Below are 23,205 nucleotides of genomic sequence, written 5' to 3' on the forward strand. Positions count from 1 at the left end.
GATGCAGACAACTACAGCGCTGGTGCGGTGTCGAGCCCCTCTAAGCTGCTTACCCGCTTTGGCTGGCGCGGAAAAGATGCTCCATGTTGCTCAGGCTGAGTATTCAACAATGCCTCGGCACGATCAATCCATGCGGCGTGTTCGCGACTGATGTGCTGCAGCGATTCCAGCAAACTTGAAGCCAACAACATAGCTTCTTTATGCTGGGCGTCTAGACGACGTTGCGCTTGCTGGGTCATTTGCTTTGCCATTAGCTCGGCATCTGCGCGGGCTTTGGCGGCTTCAGTCGCAGCTTTTTCAGCCAGCAGGCGCGCTTGTTTCTCACGATTTTCCATGCTTAACGCTTGCTCTAGCGACGCCGCCTGCTGAGCTTGCTCTTGCGCCAATTGTGTCGCCTGGTGCAAGGCCGCATTGGCTGCTGCTTCGGCCACGGACTTCGCCTTCAACGCTTGCTGTTCTGCCAATAAATGCTGCTGGCGTGCCGCTAAATCACTGGCCAGACTTTCTTCCAGAGTCAATTTTTCAGTCGCCAATAAACGTTGCTGTTCCTGTAGCTGAAGGTTTTCGGCGGCTTTGGCTTGGGCCAAGGCCATTAGTCGAGTCGCCTCCTCCGTTTGCATCCGCGCCCGGTTTTCTTGTTCGGCTTTTTGCCGCGCCAATTTCTCGGTTTCTTGAGCGGCCTGCAGCCGTAAACGCTGATCCTCACTTGCTTGTTCTTCAGCCTCACGACTGGCTTGTAAGGTTAACGCCAATTGTTGTTCATGCTGCGCACGTTGCGTTTGCAAACGTAACAAGGTCGCTTGTTCCTGATTTTTTTGTTCAATGGCTTGCGCCTCACGGCTCGCTTGCTCCGCCAGTTGACGCGCCAAGTTCAGGGCATGGGCTTCAGCGCGCTGGCGGGCTTGCGCAGCTTCTTTTTCAATGGTGACTTGCTGCAATCGCGCATTCGCCATTTCCAGTGCTTGCTCTTGAGCCAGGCGACGTTCTGCTGCCGCTTGAATCGTCTTTTCCTCTGCCATTTGTTGAGCCAAACAGGCAGCTAGCTCTGCTTCTTCATGGGCAATGCGCTGGACTTGTGCGGCACGCAAGCTTTCTTGCTGGCGCACTTTTTCATCTTCTAAGCGAGCTAAAGATTGGGCTTGTGCCAAGGTCTGTGCGCCTAGCTCTTGCGCCAGCTCGGCAGCGGCTAACTGTGCCGCAATCGCGCCCTGTAGCGCCTCCTCTTGCGCCCGCTTACGCTGAATCGCGTCAGCCAGTTGTGTTTGTTGTGCGACCCGGGCTTTTAATGCAGCCGTCGCAAATTGCTTATCCTGAACAATTTGTTGCGCAATCTGTACCAGTCGTTCCTGCTCCTGAGCCTCTTCGGCACTGGCTCTTGCAGCAGCTTGCGTTTCTTGAATTTTCAGGGCAGTAGCATCGAGCAAGCGTCGTGCCGCAAGCTGTGCGACTTCTTCTGCCTGCACCAAAGCCTGATCCCGTCTGGCTTGTTCCAACGCCTGCTTGGCATTTTCTGCCGCCAACTCACGCTGACGCTGCGCGGCAGCGCGCGCTTGCTCCTGCGCTGCATTGGCAAGCTGCTGCAAACGGGAGACTCGGCGCAGCTCTTTAGCTTCGAATGCTTTCAATGAAGCCTGCTGTTGCTCAGCCTCGGTTAAGCTCCTTTTCTCGGCGATACAGGCTTGAATCTGTTGCTGATGGCTTTCGCGTGCCTGATTCAATGCCGCAATAGCCTGCGCTAAAGCAGCCGCCTGCTCTTGCTGTGTCTGTAGCAGCGCAGTAGCCGCAAGCGCCCGCTGTTCCGCTTGCTCGGTCGCGTGTATTTGTAGCGATTTTTGTTCAGCCAGGTGCGCCATTTCGAGCTGCTCTGCCTCGATCTGCCGTCGTTTTGCTGCCTTGAGCGCTTGCTGTTCGGCTAATTTTCTCCGTAACGCCTGAACCAATTGTTCATCGAGCAGGCGTTTTTCGCTTGCTGCTTCGGCAAGGCGTCTTTCTTCCGCAATCCGGCACTGCTCACTTTCCAAGGCGAGCTGCTCAGCATTTGCCCGCGCTGCTTGTTGCTGGCGCCGCTGTTGAATGCTCTGCAATAAGCGCTGTTGCGCCTGGGCGCGACGACGGCCCAGGCGTGCCAGCTCAACTGCCTCGCGCGCACGCGCCTCGGCAGCAAGCGTCGCCCGTTGCTGGGTCTCCAATTGTTCTTGTGCTTTCCGTGCGAGCGTTTGAATCGATTGTTCAGCCCGCTTCAAAGCCAGTAATCTTTCTTGCTGGGCAGCAGCGGTTTGGCTCTCTAGCGTCGCTTTCTGCGTCATGGCTTGTGCCAGTGCCTGGTCAGACTCTGCACGGGCCAGGGCAGCTTGCTGCAGTGCTGCTTCTGCAAGCAGTTTATTTTGCAACGCTTTTTCTGCCGCTTGCTCACTGGCCAAGCGCTCTTGCGCTGTCAATGCCAGCCAGCGCGCTTGTTCCGCCTTTTGCTGGGCCAAGGCGGCAGCTTTTGCATTTGACTTTGCGGCGTCCTCTGCATCCTGCAACGCTTGTTGCTCTGCCTGACGCTGGGCCACGGCCAAGGCAGCCGCTTCTTGTTCCAACAGAACCCGCCGCTGCGCGTATTCTTCCGCCCGCTTTTCGTCAGCAATCCGCTGTTGGGCTTGCTGTAGCGCAGCCTGATCTTGCTCGGCCCGAGCTTGCGCCGCTGTAGTCGCTGCTGCTTCCTGCTGCAGCTTATCGGCAGCAATGGCAGCTGCCCGAGCTTCTGCTTCAACACGCTTAAGCACTTCGGCTTGCAAGGCTTGCTCATGTTGTAGACGCTGTGCGGCAGTTTGGCGCAACTGTTGTTCAGCCTGAAGACGTCGTTGCACCTGCTGGGCCGCTTCAGACTCTAACTGCAAGCGTTGCTGTGCTTCTGATTGCAGTGTTTTTTCAGCCTCAACCCGCTGTTGTATGGTCTCAATGGCTTGCGTAGTCGCCGCGGCCTTGGCTTGTGACAGCTGCGCCTGCTCTTGCTCAAGCTGTTGTTTCTCTTGCGCCGCAAGCGCCGCCATGCTGTCAGCCCGTGCTCGTTCTTCAGCAGCCGCCAATGCTGCCGCTTCTTCACGCGCCCGCGCCTCTTGCTGCGTCGCTGCCGTTTGCTCCGCTAGCGTGAGTTTCTGCAAGAGGTCGCGCACCCGTTTTTCAGCTTCAATCCGCTGTTGTTTGGCCTGCCGTGCGGCTTGCTCGGCGGCGATGCGGGCCTGTGTCGCCGCCAGCGCCTCCTCGGCTACTTTAACCGCCTGATAGGCCTCAACGGTCGCTTTCGACTCAGCCTGTGCTCTTGCTTCTGCAGCGGCACGGGCGGCGGCTTCAACTTGTGCCCGATTTTCGGCGGCGGCGGCCGCTTTCGCCTCAGACTCAACCCGGGCAAAGGCGAGACGTAAGGCGGCTAACTGTTCGTTGGCGTTCAGGGAAGGTTTTTCAGCCACTGCAAAGTCGGCCCCGTTGCCACTTGAGTACGCAACCCGTAAACCTTGCTTTTGTGGCTCATGATCGAATAAACCAGCAATCGAGGATTCTGCGTTGTGCGGTGGGGTAAGATGCTGTTCGGCAAGCATGCTGCCTCCTGCAATGGTCGGATAATAACGGCCTTAGTATGAGCGGTTTGTCGGGAATCGAAACCACAATAAAGCGGGCAAATGCCTGCCAATTCTCCCCAGAATGCCCTGCCAGCCTCGCCCATGGCTTATGTGTTGTGGTCAATTGAAGATGAGTGGATATGCCTGATTTTCTCACGACGGATTTTTCTTTTACGCCCCCAGATATCGATCATTTGCGAACAACCTTGTCTGCCTCAGGCTGTGCATTGGGGGCCCTGCCCTCTGCACTGACGACCGCGCCGCAGTTCGCCTCGTTACAAGACACCTGGCAGAGATTGCCCCAAGATCGCTACCTTAAAGACGGGGGCAGCTACCGAGCGCGGCGACATGACTCCTTGATCCAGGAAGTTGGCCAGACCACGCCAACCCGCTTACAACTCATGCCTTATCGACCACACTGGCAACCGACGACCTACAACGCGCTGCATGGTGGAATCCGGCGCTGGTTTGAGCCACTCGAAGCACACTTGTGGCACCCTCCCAGTCTGCTGAGTGCCTTGATTGAATGGCTGGGTCACTTGTTTGAACAAGTGCGAGCAGCACAAGGTCAGGAGGTTGAGCGCTGGTTTATTGAGGCGCACCAATTCCGTATTGATGCCAGCACAGGCATGGGAAAACCCACGCCAGAAGGCGCACACCGCGATGGCGTCGATTTTGTCGCCCTCCTATTGCTGGCCCGCGATAACGTCGAGGGGGGCTTAACACGGATTTATGACCAAGCGGGCCAGTGTTTGCAAGCCACGACCTTGAGCCACCCAGGGACCTTGATGCTATTGGATGACACCCGGGTCGTGCATGAGACCTCGCCCATTACGCCAGCACAATCAACCCTGCCGGCTTACCGTGATACCTTGGTGTTAACTTACCGCGCAGGGGGCTTTCAAGAACCCAATGCAGGATGACAGCCAATGATGCCCTACGACTTAGGGTTGTAGAACATCGGCCCCGGGGGCATCTTTGGCAGGCTGAAAACGAAAGACACTGCTATCAATGCTGGCGGCGCGCTCAACCCGAACGAACTGTAAAGTGGTTACCTTACCCAGCGTATCATGTAACTCCATGGCCTCAGGCAAGCCATTGCGCCAGCCGATCCGAATCCGCTCGAACTGGGTATCTTTGGCTTTGGGTTGGGCACTTAGCCATGCTAAGCCTTCCTGCGCAGCGTCTTCGCTTATGGTGTAGTGCTTATCGAGATCACTCTGACCAAACAAAATCGCGGCCGGGCTTTGCCCAATAGCCTCAGTCAGTTTACGCACTGTCACTTGGTTCAAATCTTTATCAAACAGGTAGAAACGCTCGCCATCGGCTACCAGTAATTGTTCATAGGGCTGGCTATAGCGCCAACGGAATTTACCTGGGCGGGCGAAAGTAAACTCACCCCGCCAAACTTCGCGCTTGCCGGCGCGATTGGTTTGCGTTTGTGTAAACTCACCTCGCGCGGCCTTAACTTGACTCGTGAACTGGCGCAACTGCTCCAGTGCAGACGGGGTAGCAGCCAATCCTGTTTGCACTGCTAGCAGCGATACCCAGAAACCTACTAGCCCAGAAAAAAAAGTTCGCCGATTCATTATCCTATCTCGCTGGTTTGGTTGGGGGCAATAATCTCGCGATTCCCATTGGTTGCCATCGCGGATACCAGCCCGGCTTTTTCCATTTGTTCTAAAATCCGTGCAGCACGGTTATAACCGATCCGCAAATGCCGCTGCACCAGAGAAATGGAGGCACGTTTGTGCTGCAAAACAACTTGTACCGCTTGGTCATACATCGGATCGCTCTCCGCATCGGCCGCGCCAGCCCCGTTGCCACCGAGCGCCGTGTCCTCCTGAGGGCCCTCTAAAATACCCTCGATATAGTCCGGTTCAGCTTGTGATTTTAAATGCTCGACCACCCGGTGGACTTCTTCGTCACTGACAAAAGCACCATGCACGCGCTGAGGCAGGCCCGTACCCGCTGGCAAATACAGTAAATCGCCCTGCCCCAGCAAAGTCTCAGCCCCCATCTGATCTAGGATCGTCCGACTATCAATTTTGCTGGAGACCTGAAAAGCCATCCGGGTAGGAATGTTTGCCTTAATCAGTCCGGTGATCACGTCGACACTGGGGCGCTGAGTCGCCAAGATCAGATGGATTCCTGCCGCCCGTGCCTTTTGTGCAAGCCGGGCGATCAATTCTTCAATTTTTTTGCCAATCACCATCATTAAATCGGCCAGCTCATCAATCACCACCACAATCTGCGGTAATCGTTGAAGTGGCTCTGGCATATCTGGGGTTAAGCTGAACGGATTCGGCACCGCTTCTCCCCGTTTTTCTGCATCAGCAAGCTTGGTGTTGTAGCCTGCGAGGTTGCGTACCCCTAACTTACTCATCAGCTTGTAACGGCGCTCCATTTCAGCCACACACCAATTTAAGGCATGCCCTGCTTTGGCCATATCCGTGACTACCGGTGCCAATAAGTGCGGAATATCTTCATAGACACTCATTTCGAGCATCTTGGGGTCAATCAAAATCAGCCTGACTTGGGTGGGATCGGCTTTGTACAGCAACGATAGGATCATGGCATTGATCCCCACTGATTTACCCGAACCGGTTGTCCCGGCAACCAGTAAATGCGGCATTTTGGCTAAATCGGCCACCACAGGCTGACCCGCAATGTCTTTACCCAATGCCATCGTGAGCAGAGAGGCGCTGTCATTGTAGGCCTTGGACCCAATAATCTCCGACAGCTTGACCATTTGCCGTTTGGGGTTGGGCAGTTCCAGGCCCATTAAATTTTTACCTGGGATGGTTTCCACCACCCGAATCGAGGTTAACGATAAGGAGCGGGCTAAATCTTTGGCGAGATTCACGATCATGCTGCCTTTGATACCCGTTGCAGGCTCAATTTCATAGCGCGTAATCACCGGCCCAGGGTAAGCGGCAATCACCTTCACTTGAACGCCGAAATCAGAGAGTTTTTTCTCAATTAACCGTGAAGTAAATTCCAAGGTATCGGCACTGACGGTTTCAGTCTGGACAGCGGCAGCATCTAATAAATTAACGGCTGGCAAAGTCGAATCGGGCATCTCACTAAAGAGCGGGGCCTGTTTTTCTTTTTCCACCCGAACCGATGGCTCGATCTCAGGGGTAGGCGCAATGTGAATGGGGGCGTGCTCTTCGATACGGTGCCGGTCTTCTTGAACCTCGCGCTCCCGACGCTCTGCGGCCTGCTCACCAATTTTTCGGTCAGAGTGCGACTCAAGGCGACGCTGGCAGAGCAGAACAAACCACTCCAAAGCAAAGCCAATCCGCTCAGCGAAAGCCAGCCATGACACCCCGGTAAATAATCGCGCCCCCAATAAGCCAAGTAAAAAGAGGGCTAATGTCCCAAAGGTAAAACCAAACCCTGCCATCATCGGCTGGCCCAATAGTTCCCCCAAAACACCGCCGGGCGCGTAGGGCAAGGTCATTGTCAGGCTGTGTAAACGCTCCGCTTCGAGGGCAATCGAGGCAATCAGCAGTAAGCAAAAACCAACGCCACGCTGTATTCCTAAAAAACGGGCTGAGCCAGACAGACCTAGCGTGGCATCATCTAGCGAAGGGCTGGATTCGAGCTGTCGGTAAAGACGGGTTGCGTTACGCCAGGCAATACTGAAAAACAACACCACCCACCAATAAGCGGAACAGCCAAACAAGTAGAGGAGTAGATCGGCTAACCAAGCCCCTACGTAGCCAGCACGGTTATGAACCGAAAGACTATCCGCTGCGTGTGACCAACCCGGGTCAGCGTAGTGATAGGTTATCAAGCTAAGAAATATGTACGCCGCCAAAAATAACGAGAGTATCCAGGCTGCTTCGCTTAGCCAGCGCCGCATGCGCTGAGAAATATCAATGACTTTTTCGGTCGCTTGGCCTGCTAGGCCGGGGGAAATTTGTTGCCGCATTCAGATTTAAAAGGTAATGGTCAGGAATGACTGCCCGACAACGTAATGACTGTATCAGAAGCGGGCAGCAATAATATTATCGCGGATCGTCACACTGCCATCTGGATTTTCAAGGACTAATCCTTCCATTTCGAATTCTTTCATCACCCGACTGACCATTTCACGTGAGGCCCCAATCATTTTGGCAATTTCCTGGCGAGGAAGAAGTTTTTTAATGATCCGCTCGCCGTTCACCAAGGTACTCATTTCAATCAACGCCCGGGCAACACGGCCATAAACATCCAATAGCGCCAACGTCTCAATTTTTTTGTCAGCTTCACGCAGGCGCTTCACCAGGCCGCGCATGATTAACATAGACATCTCAAAATTATGGCGCAAACAACGGTTGAAGTCTTCTTTCGCAATCGCTAAAAATTCGCAAGATTCAATAGTGATCACACTGGCAGAGCGAGGCGACTCATCCAACAACCCCATCTCGCCGAAAAACTCACCCGCCGATAAAATCGCCAAAATGACTTCGCGCCCCTCTTCATCCGACACTTGAACTTTGGCCTTGCCATTGAGCAGAATGTAGAGCCACTGCGTTGCCTCGCCTTCGGTGACAATCGCTCGGTTTTTCGGAAAAGCACGTTTAACGACAACCGATGATAATTCATCCAATTGCGGATCCGTCAACACGGAAAATAGCGGGACACGCTTGAGTAAGGCTTTGTTTTCTTGAATTCCCATGCTTAACCCCAAATTTATCTGTGTTTCGTTTTTAATAATTTACGGCTACGAATAGTGAGGCAGCCTGCGCACTTAGAACCACAGCAGTATAATTTGAGTTAGTTTACTCGGGGTTACTCGACCTAACCCAAGATTGCTTCTTTTGGTGTTTTTTTACTTTTTCGATCAAAAAAGAGACATATTCACTTGTCTTATCAAGCCTGCATTGCCTATAGGAAGGATGTTTCATGACCGGCCAAACGCCCACCCAACATGCCAACGTATTGATTCTCGGCTCTGGCCCAGCAGGCTACACCGCCGCTGTTTACGCTGCCCGCGCTAATCTGAAACCAGTCTTGATCACTGGCTTAGCCCAGGGCGGACAACTCATGACAACAACGGAAGTCGACAATTGGCCGGCTGATGTCAACGGCGTGCAAGGACCCGAGTTGATGCAGCGTTTCTTAGAGCACGCTGAGCGCTTTAATACCACGATTATTTTTGATCACATTCATACTGTCCGCCTGACCGAAAAACCCTTCACCCTGATTGGCGACAGCGGTACTTATACCTGTGATGCCCTGATTATTGCGACCGGCGCATCAGCCCAATACTTAGGGTTACCCTCAGAAGAAGCGTTCATGGGCAAAGGCGTCTCAGCCTGTGCCACCTGCGATGGTTTCTTTTATCGCAACCAGGAAGTTTGCGTTATCGGGGGCGGCAACACGGCCGTTGAGGAAGCCCTCTATCTATCCAATATTGCCAGCAAAGTAACGCTGATCCACCGGCGCGACAAATTCCGTGCGGAAGCCATCTTAATCGACAAAGTCAATGAAAAAGTGGCTGCCGGTAAGATTGAGATCAAGTGGCACCATACCCTGGATGAAGTGCTGGGAGATCAGTCCGGCGTGACCGGCGTGAGGATCAAACACACGCAAACCGGCGCGACCGAAGAGCTCAGCGTGAAGGGAGTATTTATTGCGATTGGTCACAAGCCCAATACCGACATTTTTGCGGGTCAGCTACAGATGGAAAATGGCTATCTGGTAACCCAAAGCGGGTTGAAAGGTATGGCAACCCAAACCAGTATTCCCGGGGTTTTTGCGGCTGGCGATGTGCAAGATCATGTCTATCGACAAGCGATCACCAGTGCTGGCACTGGCTGCATGGCCGCACTGGACGCACAACGCTACCTCGAATCACAAGAATGACATGGCCAGCCGCGGCCGCAAAGAACCGGGCTGGGCGCAACTTGCAGCACTGCGCACAGCACTGAGTGACGAAGCCGCCAGGCGAGTTAAGGCGGCTGCAGAAGCCGCCGCCGCACAAGCGCAGAAAGAAGCGGAACAAGGGCTATTTTTAGCGGCCGTGAAAGATGCCCAACCCTTAAAAACAGCGCCACGGCATGCCTCGCCGCCACCCTATCCCGCACCTGTTGCCCATCAGCGGCAACAAACCGAACGCGAAATACTCAAAGCCACGCTTTCCGATGAACTGGACAGTAGCAGTCTGTTAGAAACCGATGAAAATCTGTCCTTTCATCAACCTCATGTTGGTCAGGACGTAGTCCGAAAGTTGCGCCGTGGACAATGGGTGATTCAAGCGCAATTGGATTTACACGGCTTGCGCACGGATCAGGCGCGCGATGCCCTCGCGGCGTTTATCCGGGATTGCCGCCGCCGTGAAAAACGCTGTTTGCGGATTATTCATGGAAAAGGACATGGCTCGATTAACAAAGAGCCAGTCCTCAAACGCAAAGTGATTAGCTGGCTCCGCCAGAAAACCGAAGTATTGGCTTTTTGCCAAGCTCGCCCTGCCGATGGTGGCGCAGGTGCGGTGATTGTGTTGCTGAGCCTCGATTAATAGCACCACCTAGCAGCCTCAGCGTCTGTGTTAAGCGCCGCGACATTGGCGCTAATACGCCAGGGCCTGCTTATACCGCGGCTTCCCCCATCTCACCCGTGCGAATACGGATGATCTGCTCAATCGACTCCACAAAGATTTTACCATCTCCGATTTTACCGGTACGCGCCGCATTCACGATTGCATCAACCGCATCTTGAACCATACTTTCTGCCACAATCATTTCCAGTTTTACTTTGGGCAAAAAATCAACGACATATTCCGCACCACGGTATAGCTCGGTATGCCCTTTCTGGCGGCCAAAACCCTTCACGTCGGTGACGGTCATGCCGGTAATACCCACGCTGGCCAAAGACTCCCGTACTTCATCCACTTTGAAGGGTTTGATAATCGCAGTTATTTTTTTCATGGCAGATCTCTTCGTGAAAGTAAAAAGACATGGCGTAACACGCCTCGCCGCGCTGACTTCTCCGCGCGCTCGCCGCTTGCACCACTAAACGGCAGGGGTAATTTGTAGCTTTAAGCTACCTAGCCCATCAATCCCGCCTTCAAGCACATCCCCAGGCGCCACCGCAGCCACCCCTTCTGGCGTGCCGGTAAAGATTAAATCTCCGGGTTGCAGCGCAAAAAAACCGGACAAATGCTCAATCGTCTCCGCAATACTCCAAATCAATTTGGAGACATCGCTTTGTTGACGAGACTGGCCATTTACATTCAACCAGATTCGTCCCTGCTGCATCTCTCCTGCTTTTTCGAGCGGCGTAATCGGCCCAATGGGGGCGGAATAATCAAAGCCTTTCGCGACATCCCAGGGCCGGCCTTTATCTCGCAGGGCAAACTGCAAGTCACGCCGCGTCATATCAAGCCCTACGGCAAAGCCATAAATGTGCTGATACGCTTGCGCAGCAGGGATTCGGCGGCCACCAACGCCTATCGCCGCTACCAGCTCGATTTCATGATGCAAATTACTGGTTTGGCTCGGATACGGCATGCTACCCAGTGTGTCAGGCGCAACGTAGAGCGCAGCATCGGCTGGTTTAGTGAAAAAGAACGGGAGTTCACGCGCGTCAAACCCCATTTCTTTGGCATGCTCGGCATAGTTGCGGCCAACGCAATAGATACGATGCACGGGGAAAGTTAAAGCACTGTCAACAACGGGAATACGGGTAACGACGGGGGCTTGGATTGCATCAGGCATAATCGTTTTCCTGAACAGTTATGAATTATTCTTTAGCATAGTACGGGATAGCAGCATGACTGGCAATAAGCCAACCAAGACAATGGTCAGCGCTGGCAAAGCCGCCTCACCCAGACGTTCATCAGTGGCAAATTGATGCGCAATCACCGCCAGCGTATCGTAGTTAAAGGGGCGCAGCACCAGCGTTGCGGGCAATTCTTTCATCACATCAACAAACACCAACAGCCCAGCGGCCAGCAGCGAACGCCACAGTAAAGGAATATGAACCTTTCTCAGCACCCCCAACGGGCTGTATCCCAGGCTGCGTGCCGAGGCATCCATCGCCGGCGTTATTTTTTGCAAGCCCGCATCGATGCCCTGATAAGCCACGGCAAAAAAACGGACCAGGTAAGCGTAAATGAGCGCGATCATGGTCCCCGTAAACAATAACCCAACCTGCCAGCCCCATTGCGCTGCCAGCCAATCTGCTAGGAAATTATCTAACTTCGCCAGAGGAATCAGGACCCCCACCGCAATAATCGCCCCAGGCACCGCGTAACCGAGACTCACGATGCGATTGCACATAGACTGCCAGCGACTGGGGCGACTGCGCTGCGCATAAGCCAACCATAAAGCCGCCATCACCGCGCAGATTGCGGTTAGCGATGCCAACAACACACTATTGAATAACCAGTGCAGATATCGACTATCGGCCAGTAACTGCCCAAGTTGCCACTCTTGCCACGCTAACCGTAGCAGCAGAAATGTGGGTAATAAAAATCCCAACAGGATTGGCAGAAAACAAAACAGGGTCGCCCCCCACCCCAACCATCCGGTTAATGGCCGCACAGCTTGCCCATGCAAGCGCTGTCCGGTTGTGTAAAACCGCGCACGGCCACGGCTCAGCTGCTCGAACACAACCAACAAGAAAATGATCCCCAACAACATCGAGGCAAGCTGTGCCGCCGCCGCACGATCCCCTAGGCTAAACCAAGCCCGATAAATACCCGTGGTAAAAGTCGTGACCCCAAAATAGGCCACCGTGCCGTAATCTGCCAACACCTCCATAAGTGCCAAGGTAGCCCCCGCCACAATCGCCGGGCGGGCCAAGGGGAGTGAGACTCGCCAAAAAACCTGCCAAGGCTGATACCCCATGCTGCGTGCAGCCTCCAGCATGGCCGGGCTACGTTCGAGAAAATTATTGCGTGCCAGCAGGTAAACATAGGGATAGAGCACCGCAATAAACATCAGTGCCGCGCCACCGAGTGAGCGAATTTCAGGGAACCAATAGTCGCCATATTCCCACCCAAAATAGTGACGCAAAGCGGTTTGCACAGGACCGGTGAACTGTAAAAAATCAGTGTAGGCATACGCGCTCACATAAGCCGGCATCGCGAGGGGTAAAATCAAACCCCACTCCAGCCATTTGCGCCCGGGAAATTCACAGAGCGCCACCAACCAGGCCGCCATGCTGCCCCCCGCAATCACCCCAAGCGCAACCCACAGCACCAATGCGCCGGTAACCCGCGTGTAGTCAGGCAAGATCGTATCAAGCAGATGTTGCCAAGTCGTCTGCGCCGTCGCACTCACCAACGAGTGATCCAGCACATTAGAGAGCACCCCAAGCACCGGGATCGCCACCAATAAGGCAACAAAGGTAGGAAAGAGACGTGATAACCAGGCAACCATAAATGTGGGGTCAAGTGTACGCAGGCGCGGCACAGCCAAGCAGCTACAGTACAGGCAAAATATAAATGAGTTTAATTCTCAATTATACTGATGGAACATTCTGATCTCATCAAATTGCTCGCCCGCTTGGCGAATTAATCGTTGATATTTGATCAGACAAGCTCACTTGCTCGACCGGATTATGACAAGCCCACTGCTCCACGCTGAAAATTTACGTATCGAATTTACGCTGCCAGCCCGTCAGAGTCAAAGCCAGGTTTTGCGCGTACTGCAAGGCCTCTCTTTAAACCTGCAAGCGGGTGAAATCGGTTGCTTGCTTGGCCCGTCAGGCTGTGGCAAAACAACCTTATTGCGGGCGATTGCCGGTTTCCAAAAGGTGCAAGCAGGTGAAATTCGTCTGCGTGGCAACGTGATCGCCAGCGCCCACCACCATACCCCACCGGAACATCGTCAAATTGGGCTGGTATTTCAAGAATATGCGCTCTTTCCCCATTTGACGATTGCCGACAACGTGGCCTTTGGCCTGCAGCGGCTTCTCAAGCCCGCACGGCAAGCGCGGGTGGATGCCATGCTCAGCCTGGTCGGGCTCAGCGCTCATGCCCACAAATTTCCTCACGAACTCTCCGGCGGGCAACAACAGCGCGTCGCACTGGCACGCGCTCTCGCCCCCCAGCCAACGCTGTTGCTATTGGATGAACCCTTTTCAAACCTTGATGTCGCCCTGCGCGAACGCTTGAGCCTGGAAGTGCGCAATATTTTGAAAGAAGCCAATGCCACGGCAATTTTAGTCACACACGATCAACAGGAAGCCTTCGCGGTCGCCGATCAAGTCGGGGTGATGCATGAAGGCCGAATTTTGCAATGGGATACACCTTACCATCTGTATCACCAGCCCAATTCCCGCTTTGTTGCCGATTTCGTGGGGCAAGGGGTCTTTGTGCCTGGCCGCATACCTGCGCCAAGCGAGGCAGCTGGGCACACAACAGCGCAAGTAGATATTGAAATTGGGGCCTTGGTGATGGCTGAGGCAAGTGCCGCTCAGTCAGCCGATGTCAGCACGATACCTGAAGCAGCAAGCACGTCTGCCGCCCGCTCAAAAGCGCAAGAAGTGGATGTGTTACTGCGGCCAGATGACATTACGCACGATGATGCGAGCCCACTCCAAGCAGAGGTGGTTAAAAAAGTGTTTCGCGGTGCCGACTTTGTTTACACCCTGAAACTCAGCTCAGGACAATTAATCTTGGCCAACGTACCGAGTCATCATAACCATGCAATCGGTGAAAAAATTGGGATTAAACTGGACGCGGATCACGTCGTGACATTCCCCCGAATTAGCCTACCAACCCCTTCTGCCACGGGCCTCTCACACTAGGGGAAAAAATGTACATAGGTATCGTTGCAATCGGCTGGCTGTATGTGGTGACGCTCATGGCGCTGAGTGAGCATTCCATCGCAGCTGCGCTTGGCACGTTCATTTTTTATGGCGTTTTGCCACTTGGCATCCTGCTCTATTTGCTAGCGACGCCAATTCGGCAAAAGCGGCGTCAATATCAAGCCCAACTGCGTGCCCAAACTCAGGCAACGGATGAGGCCAAGACCCATGCGCAAGCACCGCAATCTAAGCCTCAAATATCCGCGGTATCCGACCAATCAGATTGATCACCTCGCTGCAAAACCTCATCACTCGCGATCAACTCCCCTGCCCCCAAGGCAGGTCGTTTGCTCAAGTCCTCATAATAGGGCGTGAAGTCCGGCGCGGTCGCAGCGAATAATTGCTGAAAATCATCAATCACAAAATACGTTTTCTGAAACGTATCAATGCGGTAACGGGTACGCATTACGCGCAACAAATCAAAACCCACCCGGTTCGGGCTCAGGCTTTCTAGACTGTAAAGCGATTCGGTGCGGCTTGAGACAATGCCAGCGCCATAAATGCGTAGGCCAGCCGAGGTCTTTAGCAAGCCAAACTCAACGGTGTACCAATAGAGCCGCGCCAACATTGGCAATGCCCCCAAGTGCTGGGCTTTTACCCCGCCCAGGCCGTAGGCTTGTAAATAATCGGCAAAGACAGGATTCATTAACAACGGCACATGACCGAACAAGTCATGAAAGACATCGGGTTCTTGCAAGTAATCCAACTTATCTGGTTCACGGATCCACCAAGTCACGGGAAACCGGCGCTGCGACAGATGGGTAAAGAAAACCTCATCGGGAATCAGCCCATGTACCGCGACAATTCGCCATCTAGTCGCTTGGTGCAGGACCTCGTTCAATTCCTCAAACACCGGAATTCGGTTTGCCCCCATCGGCAGCAAATCCATACCAGCTAAAAAAGCATCGCAGGCACGCCCTGGTAACAGTGCATGTTGCCGCTGATAAAGCTGCTCCCAAGTCTGGTGGTCTTGGTCACTGTAGCGGTCTAAGGGCTGCGGCAAGGTGTAATCTTCGGCGTGCGCCAAGCCTTGGTTTTTGCGTGAAGTGACATCCGGCACCACATAAGAAGTTGCCAAAGCTGCCTCATGAATTGTTTTCTGCTGCGAAGAAACTGGCATTGTCATGCAAACCTCCTAAATGCAAGAAACGCAAGGTATTCAAGCGACTTAGCGCTGCGACATTAGGAACGCGGCGGCTGTTTGTCGGCCTCGCGCATCCACTGCAATAAAATCATGTCAATCGCCGTCCAAACCAGAAAAAATAAAAACCAACCTTGCTTCGCAGATTTCATGGTCATCCACAGCAACACCATCGACAGCACAAACTGAATCAGCATGTGCTTGAAGAAACGGCTGCGCTGCGGCTGCGGCATCGCTAAATAATAGTTAATGAAACTTTTTTTCCAATTGTCCAGCATCATTTCGCTCACTCTGTCGCTGTTTTTCACTGCATTTCGCTGCATTGGCTGTTATCGGACGGCGCACAGCCCTAGTCCAGCCGTTGTCAATCACCTTGTTGCCGCAGGCAGATTGGCATAATCGTCGATCCAGATTAGCGCAGCCATTCTGCCTGTCACCTGATCACGGCGGTAGGAATAAAAACGGGCTGGGGTATTGACCGTGCAAAGCCCACCACCATAGCATTGGGTTACCCCCGCATGGCCTAAACGCAACTTGGCTAAACCCACTATGTCGGCAAAATATTTATCTGCCACACTCGGGTGCGCTGCAAAATAGGCGGCGGCATCAGCGTGTACGGTGGTAAACGCCTGCCGCACCTCTGCGCCAACCTCAAATGCTGTCGGGCCAATCGCCGGACCGCAATACGCCATTAGGGTGCGCTGCTCAACAGGAATCGCATACCGCGCCAGCGTCTCCTGCAGGGTTTTAACCGCATTTTCAAGCACCCCGGCAGCTAAGCCTCGCCACCCCGCATGCACGGCAGCGACAACATGGCCACCAAGATTAGTGAGTAACACGGGTAAACAATCGGCCGCCATGACCACACAGACACGCCCTTTTTTATGGGTATAGCTACCATCTGCTTCCGGTTCCTCGTAGCCTGCATGCCCACGGATGGGCGGCGCATGGGCGGCAACCAAGGTGGTGCCATGCACCTGTTTTAGCCAGCAAGGCTCTGCTGGCAGATATTTACGGAGTAAGGCTCGATTTGCTTGCACAAACTCGACCGCATCACCACAGCGTAACCCAGGGTTCATCCCCCCACTGCCATGCTGGCCCGCGAAAGGCCCTTGGCTGACGCCGCCATTGCGCGTGGTGATCAAGCTTCGAATATTCGCCGGTGCCGGCCAGTCCGGCACGACCCAATCTGCTGGCATGGCTGTCAGAATCGGACTAATGAAATCGGCGATGCTTCGGGTTCCTAGCATGGTTGAATTCCCGCCTGACTGAGTAAGGTCAGTAAATCGCTGGCCAAGGGGGCGGTGTAGGCGCTTGGCGGCGTGCCCTCCGCATGTGGCTCACCGGGGTGAATAAACTGTAAGTGTAAGGCGTGCAAGGCTTGCCGGGCAAATGGCATGGCCGCGGGCACCTTCACCACCGTAGCAGACTGCGCCGTTTTTAATGGTTTGCCATAGAGCGGATCGCCTACCAGCGGCCAGCCCTGAGACTGCATATGTACCCGAATCTGGTGCGTTCTACCCGTTTCCAAATGGCAAGCCACCCAGGTAACAGGGGTATCGCACAGCAGCCCATAAGCCAGCGGCTGATAATGCGTAACCGCTGTTTTCGTGCCTGGAGCCGGCTCTGCGCCCGCTTCGGTGGCGGGAAAGGCCGCCATTTTGAGTCGATCGCGGGGGTCACGCCCCATCGGCGCGGTGATCTTTCCCGCTGCGGGCACATGCCCCCACACCAAAGCGCGGTATTCGCGTTTGACTGTTCGGGCCTGTAATTGCCGCACCAACTCGGTTTGCGCGGTTAGGGTCCGCGCCACCACCATGACCCCGCTAGTTTCTTTATCTAAGCGATGGACAATGCCAGCGCGGGGAATCTCTGCCAACTCCGGATAAGCATGCAGCAACCCATTCAGCAAGGTTCCCTGCCAATTTCCCGCTGCGGGGTGTACCACCAACCCAGCTGGTTTATCCAGCACAATCACGGCGGCATCGGCGGCGATCACGTTTAGCATGCCGGGCGCTAAAGGGGCAGGCACATAGGCCGCTGTCTCGGGCGCGGCCATTGGCGTTACTGTCAAACGGCTGCCGCCTTTGGCTTTGATCTTACTGCTGTAATCGCTCAGCGCCTGACCATCGATCTCGACCAAGCCAGTTTGTAGCCAGCTGAGTAAGCGCGCCCGTGAAAACTGGGGGAACAGCTGCGCGACCACTTTATCCAGGCGCTCTCCGGTCGCGGCCATCGGAATCACTGCCGTTAAAGGCTCGCCCAAGCCTTCGGCCAGCGCCGACTCCGCATCGTGGCTCTGCACCTCTTCTTCGTGCCAGGTATCTGATGGGAATCTCTCTGATTGCGTCACTTAGGCTCACTTTGGTCGCTATAATGCGTTTCGGCTTTGATTTTAGCGTTAATGGTGACCCCCGTATGCGTCTTGCTCTGTTTTTTCTCTCCCTCCCACGCCTTGCCTGCAAACTGACTTCCAGCTTTATTCGCGCCCTAACTCGCTGGCCCGCTGGGGTCGCTTGTCTGTTGTTGGCTACTGCCAGCCTGACCGGCTGCGGGATTTTAGACCAAGGAGAAGCCGACGAAACCAAAGGCTGGTCAGCGCAGAAACTCTACAGTGCCGCCCGCGAAGAAATTGATGGCGGTAACTTTGAAAAAGCCGTCAAGCTACTCGAAAAAATGGAAGGCCGTTACCCCTTTGGGCGCTACGCACAACAAGCCCAGCTCGAAATTGCCTACGCCTATTTCAAACAAAATGATGCCGTACAGGCACTGGCCGCCGTTGATCGCTTTATCCGTCTTTACCCCAGCCACCCTTTTATTGACTACGCTTATTACCTGCGCGGCTTGATCAATTTTTATGACGACGTGGGCCTGATTTCCCGCATTTTTGGCCAAGACCGGATTGACCGCGACCCCAAGGCCACGCGCGATGCCTTTGATGCCTTCAAAGAGCTTGTTACGCGCTTTCCAGAAAGCAAATACGCCCCGGATGCATTAGAGCGCATGCAATATCTGGTTAATGCCTTGGCGCAATACGAGGTTAATGTTGCCGCCTATTACATGAAACGCCGCGCCTATGTGGCCGCATTAGCCCGCGCACAAACGACCATCAAACAATACCCTGAAGCCCCCGCCCAAGAGCAGGCGCTCGTGATTATTGTGCAAGCTTATGATGCGCTCAAAATGAAAGAGCTGCGAGATGATAATTTCCGTGTGCTGCAACGTAATTTCCCCGCCAGCGCCGCCAAGCTAAAGCTCAATTAAAGGCGCAATGCTGCTGAGCCAGCCGGGCACAGACATGAAGGGCGAGGTGAGCGGCTAGGCTACACCCACACTACCTGTATTTGGCTGACGTAATGAACTCGCCAAAGGTCTCACACCACACAATAACAGCCGAATACTTGGTTGGATCAATGCCGGCGGGTATGGTGACAATAAAATTCTCAAATGTTTTTACATCACCGACACGCACCATCTGCGTTTTCAAGCGCAGGAAGTCTGCCTCTGTTTCAACAAACTCCGGCGAAAGATAGAGCTTATAGTCTGGCCCTGGTGCCAGCTTTCCCGCTAGCGAGATGAATGTCGCGCCGACGGTCACCGGCCCCTCCCCCCAATGCAGCGCGTCGCTGTCTTTCAAATCACGTTTGAAATGGGCTGTGAACAGAGCCTGACCGGCAACGGCGCTGATTTCGTCAACCGTTGGCGAAGCTGGCGCGGTAAGAATAGGCAGCGTGTAAATGCCTGCGGCAAAGCCAACTGCGCCCGCTGCGAGATGCGTTGCAATACGGGTAATAAGTGTTCGTGTATTCATGGTTTCGCAGACGTAAGAAGTGGGAACAGTTAAGCAGCGGTGAAGGCTTAGTTAGGGCTGCGCTTTGCCGTCGCAAGCACGCCTGCAGCCAGCAAAAAGACGCCCCCCGTAGCACGATTGAATAATACCGCGCGGCCAGGCTGTTGCAGCCACTGCTTGGCACGACTGCCCAGGGCGGCATAGGTGATCAGCCAAAAAAGCTCAAACGTTATGAACGTAGAACACAACACCAAGAATTGCGGAATCTGGGGACGCGCGGGATCAAGAAACTGCGGAAACAGCGCCGTGAAAAAGACCAGTGCCTTGGGATTGCTTGCGCCCACCAGAAACCCACGCACGAAGCTGCGCGGCTGGGCAGACACCGACTTTTCAGAGAATGACAAGCCACCACCAGCAGAAAGAAGCGACGTCAGGCCAAGGTAGGCGAGATACCCAGCCCCCGCCCACTTGAGCACAGAAAATAGCAACTCGGATGTGGACAAAACAGCCCCTAAGCCAACAGCAGACAACACCATCAGACACACAATAGCGCTAGTGCTGCCCAGCGCAGCTAGCACCGCTTGGCGGAACCCCCGGTTAACGGATGTAGAAACAGCCATGAGAACCGACGGCCCTGGGGTGACCGTGAGCACAAAGACAGCCGCGACGAAAATAAGCCAAGTGTTTAGGGGCATAAGGGCTGCTCAGGGTTGACTAGGATGGAAACTTGAACGAAAAGCTAAATGGCATTTTGCAACGTACCACCAACATATAGCTCCAGGTAATGCCATGAATAGAAATAGCCTAGAGCAAGAAGCAAGCGCAACGGCAACGCCTTGCAGCCCATACTGACCTGGGTTACCAAAAATAATACCGAAAGGAACCGCCAGCAACACCGATAGCACTGCCGCTCCAACTAAAAACCAGCGAAGTGAAATGAGGCCAATACGAATAAACACCCAGCCACCAAAAAATGCGACCAATGCCAAAATGACGTAAATGACTGGGAAGGCTACCAACAGTGAAGCTAACCCTCGTGTCGGGGCATCATCCGCTTCACCATTGATGATGGCCACCGGTGAGTTAAATTCGTAGACCGCTAGCGCAAGCAGAGGCAGCAGCGCAGCAATTGGGGCGGTCAGACTTGCAATTACGGGGCGTAGATAAATGTATCTATCACTCAGCGTTGCGCGATCGCAAGAAGCGGGGTTGGGCGCCATGGTTCGGATCGTTATCGCGGCACAGGCTCTGGCATTTTCTCGCGGAGCAGTCCTAAGAACCTCTCATTGGGCTTACCGCCGGCAGCACGTTCCTTTACGACCATTGCCCACGCATCCGAATACTGTCCGCGCCAGTAATAGGCCGTTGCCCAAGACCCATAGACATATCGCTTATTAGGTTCTATCTCCTCTGCCTTCTTATAAAGCGACTCAGATCGTTCAAACAATTTGAGCTTGGCTTCCGAGGTTAGATTTTTATCACTAATGGCACATAGGGTGATAAGTCTTGCCGCATCAGGGTAGATGCCTTGAAAAGTGGGCGGATTCAATTCGATTGCCTTTTCCATCATTTGCATGCCTTCGCAATTCTTTCCTTGGTCATGCAATACAGCGCCAAAGCCAGCATATACCTCTGGGTTTTGTGGATTAAGCAGCCATGCCTGATTGAAGCGGCGCATTGCATTCACTAGATCGTCGCGCTGGTAGTAAGCAAAGCCATTATTAACAAATGCAGCACTTGCCTTCTCTCGGGTTCCATAGTGTTTAGTCGTGTCAGCAATAAACTTTTCATCGCCGGCTTTTAACTCAGGAATCATGCTCCTATCCATACCCCCATACATAGGTATCTGATCAATTGGAATTTGTCGATCTGCACGCAGCAAGGGCGAAAAGAAAAGAAGGAAAATAGTGAGAAGCACAGCAACAGAATGACTCATAAAATTCCTCGAGCTATAGTTGAATAAGGCAGCAAAGTTGACGAACGGCCCCACTGCGTCACCTTACCATAGGGTGAAGGAAGCATAAATAGGGTGTCGCTGCGCAGTGGCAATCACTCGAACATAGAGGCAGAGAATAGAAGTCACAGACTCATGGTTAAAACAACGCAGCATTCAAAAATCAATCGCGACTCAGATGCAAGGCCTAATGATTAGTTAACGCGGTATTGCCCCGCACGCCAATAAACCAAAAAATTACAGCGGTAATTACTGCATAAGTGATAACCAAAAGCATATTGTTAAATCCATATTGCCTAGCGTATTCGGTGCCAGTACCAAACAGCAATAACGAAGCAAGTAGTCCAGATATAGCGGCGCCGCAAGCGACTTGCCATAATGCCAGCCATCTAAACTTCTTGAATAAAACAAACATAGGCAAGCCAATCAGAAAGGCAAACAGGTATGCCAAGAATAAGGCAATCCCAAAAAGCCAGTAGTCACCATACATTACCGTTGCCAAACTTACAGTTATTGCTGGTGAAATGTAAAAACCTATTCTGATACGATGCATATTTTCCTCAAATCAACCGACACCGAAGATGTCCGGATAGGGAAAAAGGCACAGCTTATTGTCTTTCCTTCAGCCCAGAGAGTAAACGCGTCCAATTTTCCAGGTCACCACGAGAGAAGCTTTCAGCATGAAAATAGTTGATGAGAAGTCTGCTGTTTCCTAGTGCTATGTAATGCAAGAAAAGTTCAGCCCTATCGCGTCCCGTTGAATGATGGGTTAGGCATACTTAATCACCTGCCACAAAATAAATCATACGCCAGCCTTCACTGGTCTGCTTAAAACCAGCACGATAATTTGTACCAGCATTTTTAGGACACTCAATGAACTGGTTATTCTTTTTGACACAATCTTGGCCAGTAACACGATAGAGTTTTTTTAAAATAGACGTATCAGCTTTCCATGCTTGAATGGCCTGCTCTGCGTCACCATCACCACCAAAACTCCAGACAAACTCAGTGGCCATAAGTTTTTTCAATGTGTCTATATCTTTTTTCCTTGCCGCAACATGTACTTTTGATATTAGTGATTGCGCCTCTAACGGAATGGGTGCAGCTACGGCAGACATGCTAACGGCTGTGAAAAATAATAAGCTCATATAGCGCACACCTACAATCATACGTAAGAGAAGTAGCGCTTGGGGGAACCCCCGGTTAACGGATGTGGAAACGGCCATGAGAACCGACGGCCCTGGGGTGACCGTGAGTACAAAGACAGCCGCGACGAAAATAAGCCAAGTGTTTAGGGGCATAAGAATTGCACGGGGTTGACTAAGGGGGAAGTCAGATATGGCCGAAGCGAAACATAAGGCAGCATAAGCATATGCTTGTGGCCGTCCCGCTCAGCAGCCGAGTTACAGGGTTTTTGGAGCAGTAGAGATTTTTTCATCATTTCAACTTTTTGAGTTGAAATAGGATAAGTGTCTTCAACCCAAAGAACGCACCAACGGCATTTGCAATAAAGGGCGGCCAATGAAATTTATTAACAGAATCAACAAATAGAGCAAACGCATGGTTTGTGCCTAGAAGCAAGAAAAGAACGGTGAAACCTAAAACGATCAAGATCGAATCTTTTGTTGTCTTTAGGCGCAGCGCAGCGATAGATACAATTGCACAGCCAACATTCCAAAACGCAATTTCCCTTTGCCAGCCCGGATTTCCACCCCAAGTCGACATATTACCTGCAACAATTTTCTGAAATACTGTCTGGATGATGAAAGAACTTATAAACGCAATAAGACAAACAATAAAGAATATCCTCACTCGCTTATCCATGGTTACACCCTGTTCTATCTGTCTGAGGTTGAAATAAATAGACTATACGGCCTTTTGAACAGGTCCGCTCAATTAAAAGGTAACG

The 23,205-nt window shown here is 53.1% G+C and carries 24 protein-coding genes; 6 read left to right on the forward strand and 18 right to left on the reverse strand.

The window, feature by feature from the left end; all coding sequences use genetic code 11:
• Window positions 1-11: 11 nt before the first annotated feature.
• Window positions 12-3,581, reverse strand: coding sequence for a coiled-coil domain-containing protein (locus DU000_RS03395; RefSeq protein ID WP_114401910.1), 3,570 nt, complete (start codon window positions 3,579-3,581; stop codon window positions 12-14).
• 161 nt (window positions 3,582-3,742) lie between these two features.
• Between DU000_RS03395 and DU000_RS03400 the strand changes: the two genes are divergently transcribed.
• The gene (locus DU000_RS03400; protein ID WP_114401911.1) at window positions 3,743-4,525 is read left to right on the forward strand and encodes a 2OG-Fe dioxygenase family protein; all 783 of its coding nucleotides are present in this window, start codon (window positions 3,743-3,745) and stop codon (window positions 4,523-4,525) included.
• A gap of 21 nt (window positions 4,526-4,546) precedes the next feature.
• Here the strand turns inward: DU000_RS03400 and lolA are convergent, their stop codons facing one another.
• Genes lolA through DU000_RS03415 form a run of 3 tightly spaced genes read right to left on the reverse strand, consistent with a single transcriptional unit; the run spans window position 4,547 to window position 8,271 of the window.
• Window positions 4,547-5,191 (reverse strand): outer membrane lipoprotein periplasmic chaperone LolA, encoded by a 645-nt coding sequence (gene lolA / locus DU000_RS03405; RefSeq protein ID WP_114401912.1) that lies wholly within the window; start codon window positions 5,189-5,191, stop codon window positions 4,547-4,549.
• Entirely contained in the window at window positions 5,191-7,542 is a 2,352-nt protein-coding gene (locus tag DU000_RS03410) for a DNA translocase FtsK (RefSeq protein WP_114401913.1), read from the reverse strand. The genes lolA and DU000_RS03410 overlap by 1 nt, the downstream gene beginning before the upstream one ends.
• 54 nt (window positions 7,543-7,596) lie before the next feature.
• The gene (locus DU000_RS03415; protein ID WP_114401914.1) at window positions 7,597-8,271 is read right to left on the reverse strand and encodes a Crp/Fnr family transcriptional regulator; all 675 of its coding nucleotides are present in this window, start codon (window positions 8,269-8,271) and stop codon (window positions 7,597-7,599) included.
• A 227-nt stretch (window positions 8,272-8,498) separates the two neighbouring features.
• On the opposite strand from DU000_RS03415, the gene trxB reads away from it, so the two are divergent.
• Window positions 8,499-9,461 (forward strand): thioredoxin-disulfide reductase, encoded by a 963-nt coding sequence (gene trxB / locus DU000_RS03420; RefSeq protein ID WP_114401915.1) that lies wholly within the window; start codon window positions 8,499-8,501, stop codon window positions 9,459-9,461.
• A 1-nt stretch (window position 9,462) separates the two neighbouring features.
• Window positions 9,463-10,113 (forward strand): Smr/MutS family protein, encoded by a 651-nt coding sequence (locus DU000_RS03425; RefSeq protein WP_158529618.1) that lies wholly within the window; start codon window positions 9,463-9,465, stop codon window positions 10,111-10,113.
• A gap of 70 nt (window positions 10,114-10,183) precedes the next feature.
• Here DU000_RS03425 and DU000_RS03430 read toward each other — a convergent pair whose 3' ends face one another.
• The 3 genes from DU000_RS03430 to DU000_RS03440 all read right to left on the reverse strand — a co-directional run bounded on the left by DU000_RS03430 (window position 10,184) and on the right by DU000_RS03440 (window position 12,979).
• Window positions 10,184-10,522, reverse strand: a complete 339-nt coding sequence (locus DU000_RS03430; protein ID WP_114401917.1) for a P-II family nitrogen regulator — start codon at window positions 10,520-10,522, stop codon at window positions 10,184-10,186.
• Between the two features lie 84 nt (window positions 10,523-10,606).
• A complete protein-coding gene (locus DU000_RS03435) occupies window positions 10,607-11,311 on the reverse strand; it encodes a fumarylacetoacetate hydrolase family protein (protein WP_114401918.1) in 705 nt (234 codons plus the stop codon).
• Window positions 11,312-11,329: 18 nt separating this feature from the next.
• Window positions 11,330-12,979, reverse strand: a complete 1,650-nt coding sequence (locus DU000_RS03440; protein ID WP_114401919.1) for an ABC transporter permease — start codon at window positions 12,977-12,979, stop codon at window positions 11,330-11,332.
• Between the two features lie 181 nt (window positions 12,980-13,160).
• Between DU000_RS03440 and DU000_RS03445 the strand changes: the two genes are divergently transcribed.
• Together DU000_RS03445 and DU000_RS03450 are read left to right on the forward strand one after the other, a co-directional pair.
• Complete coding sequence (locus DU000_RS03445; protein ID WP_114401920.1) at window positions 13,161-14,351, forward strand: ABC transporter ATP-binding protein; 1,191 nt, start codon at window positions 13,161-13,163, stop codon at window positions 14,349-14,351.
• Window positions 14,352-14,359: 8 nt separating this feature from the next.
• Window positions 14,360-14,638, forward strand: a complete 279-nt coding sequence (locus DU000_RS03450) for a hypothetical protein (RefSeq protein WP_114401921.1) — start codon at window positions 14,360-14,362, stop codon at window positions 14,636-14,638.
• Here DU000_RS03450 and phhA read toward each other — a convergent pair.
• The 4 genes from phhA to DU000_RS03470 form a co-directional block, all read right to left on the reverse strand.
• A complete protein-coding gene (gene phhA, locus DU000_RS03455; RefSeq protein ID WP_114401922.1) occupies window positions 14,605-15,537 on the reverse strand; it encodes a phenylalanine 4-monooxygenase in 933 nt (310 codons plus the stop codon). The two genes, DU000_RS03450 and phhA, sit on opposite strands and share 34 nt — an antisense overlap.
• Before the next feature lie 56 nt (window positions 15,538-15,593).
• Window positions 15,594-15,833 carry a hypothetical protein gene (locus DU000_RS03460; RefSeq protein WP_147266956.1) on the reverse strand — a complete coding sequence of 80 codons (240 nt, stop codon included), beginning with the start codon at window positions 15,831-15,833 and terminating at the stop codon, window positions 15,594-15,596.
• An 87-nt stretch (window positions 15,834-15,920) separates the two neighbouring features.
• The gene (gene pgeF / locus DU000_RS03465; RefSeq protein WP_205074004.1) at window positions 15,921-16,802 is read right to left on the reverse strand and encodes a peptidoglycan editing factor PgeF; all 882 of its coding nucleotides are present in this window, start codon (window positions 16,800-16,802) and stop codon (window positions 15,921-15,923) included.
• Window positions 16,796-17,905, reverse strand: coding sequence for an RluA family pseudouridine synthase (locus DU000_RS03470; protein ID WP_240001776.1), 1,110 nt, complete (start codon window positions 17,903-17,905; stop codon window positions 16,796-16,798). Before DU000_RS03470 ends, pgeF begins: the two co-directional genes overlap by 7 nt.
• 65 nt (window positions 17,906-17,970) lie before the next feature.
• Here DU000_RS03470 and DU000_RS03475 point away from each other — a divergent pair, with 65 nt between their 5' ends.
• A complete protein-coding gene (locus tag DU000_RS03475) occupies window positions 17,971-18,816 on the forward strand; it encodes an outer membrane protein assembly factor BamD (protein ID WP_114402098.1) in 846 nt (281 codons plus the stop codon).
• A gap of 70 nt (window positions 18,817-18,886) precedes the next feature.
• Here DU000_RS03475 and DU000_RS03480 read toward each other — a convergent pair whose 3' ends face one another.
• The 7 genes from DU000_RS03480 to DU000_RS03510 all read right to left on the reverse strand — a co-directional run bounded on the left by DU000_RS03480 (window position 18,887) and on the right by DU000_RS03510 (window position 23,120).
• Window positions 18,887-19,363: a DM13 domain-containing protein gene (locus DU000_RS03480; RefSeq protein ID WP_114401924.1), complete on the reverse strand. Its 477-nt coding sequence runs from the start codon at window positions 19,361-19,363 to the stop codon at window positions 18,887-18,889.
• Window positions 19,364-19,410: 47 nt separating this feature from the next.
• Window positions 19,411-20,037, reverse strand: a complete 627-nt coding sequence (locus DU000_RS03485; protein ID WP_114401925.1) for a LysE family translocator — start codon at window positions 20,035-20,037, stop codon at window positions 19,411-19,413.
• Window positions 20,038-20,046: 9 nt separating this feature from the next.
• Window positions 20,047-20,562, reverse strand: a complete 516-nt coding sequence (locus tag DU000_RS03490; RefSeq protein WP_114401926.1) for a hypothetical protein — start codon at window positions 20,560-20,562, stop codon at window positions 20,047-20,049.
• An 11-nt stretch (window positions 20,563-20,573) separates the two neighbouring features.
• The gene (locus DU000_RS03495) at window positions 20,574-21,278 is read right to left on the reverse strand and encodes a tetratricopeptide repeat protein (protein ID WP_114401927.1); all 705 of its coding nucleotides are present in this window, start codon (window positions 21,276-21,278) and stop codon (window positions 20,574-20,576) included.
• A 205-nt stretch (window positions 21,279-21,483) separates the two neighbouring features.
• On the reverse strand, window positions 21,484-21,849 hold the full coding sequence (locus tag DU000_RS03500) for a hypothetical protein (protein WP_147266957.1): 366 nt from the start codon (window positions 21,847-21,849) through the stop codon (window positions 21,484-21,486).
• A gap of 226 nt (window positions 21,850-22,075) precedes the next feature.
• The gene (locus tag DU000_RS12565; RefSeq protein ID WP_147266958.1) at window positions 22,076-22,444 is read right to left on the reverse strand and encodes a hypothetical protein; all 369 of its coding nucleotides are present in this window, start codon (window positions 22,442-22,444) and stop codon (window positions 22,076-22,078) included.
• A 289-nt stretch (window positions 22,445-22,733) separates the two neighbouring features.
• Window positions 22,734-23,120: a hypothetical protein gene (locus DU000_RS03510; protein ID WP_114401930.1), complete on the reverse strand. Its 387-nt coding sequence runs from the start codon at window positions 23,118-23,120 to the stop codon at window positions 22,734-22,736.
• Window positions 23,121-23,205 lie beyond the last annotated feature (85 nt).

The organism is Parvibium lacunae, from assembly GCF_003335215.1.
GTDB lineage: Bacteria > Pseudomonadota > Gammaproteobacteria > Burkholderiales > Burkholderiaceae_D > Parvibium > Parvibium lacunae.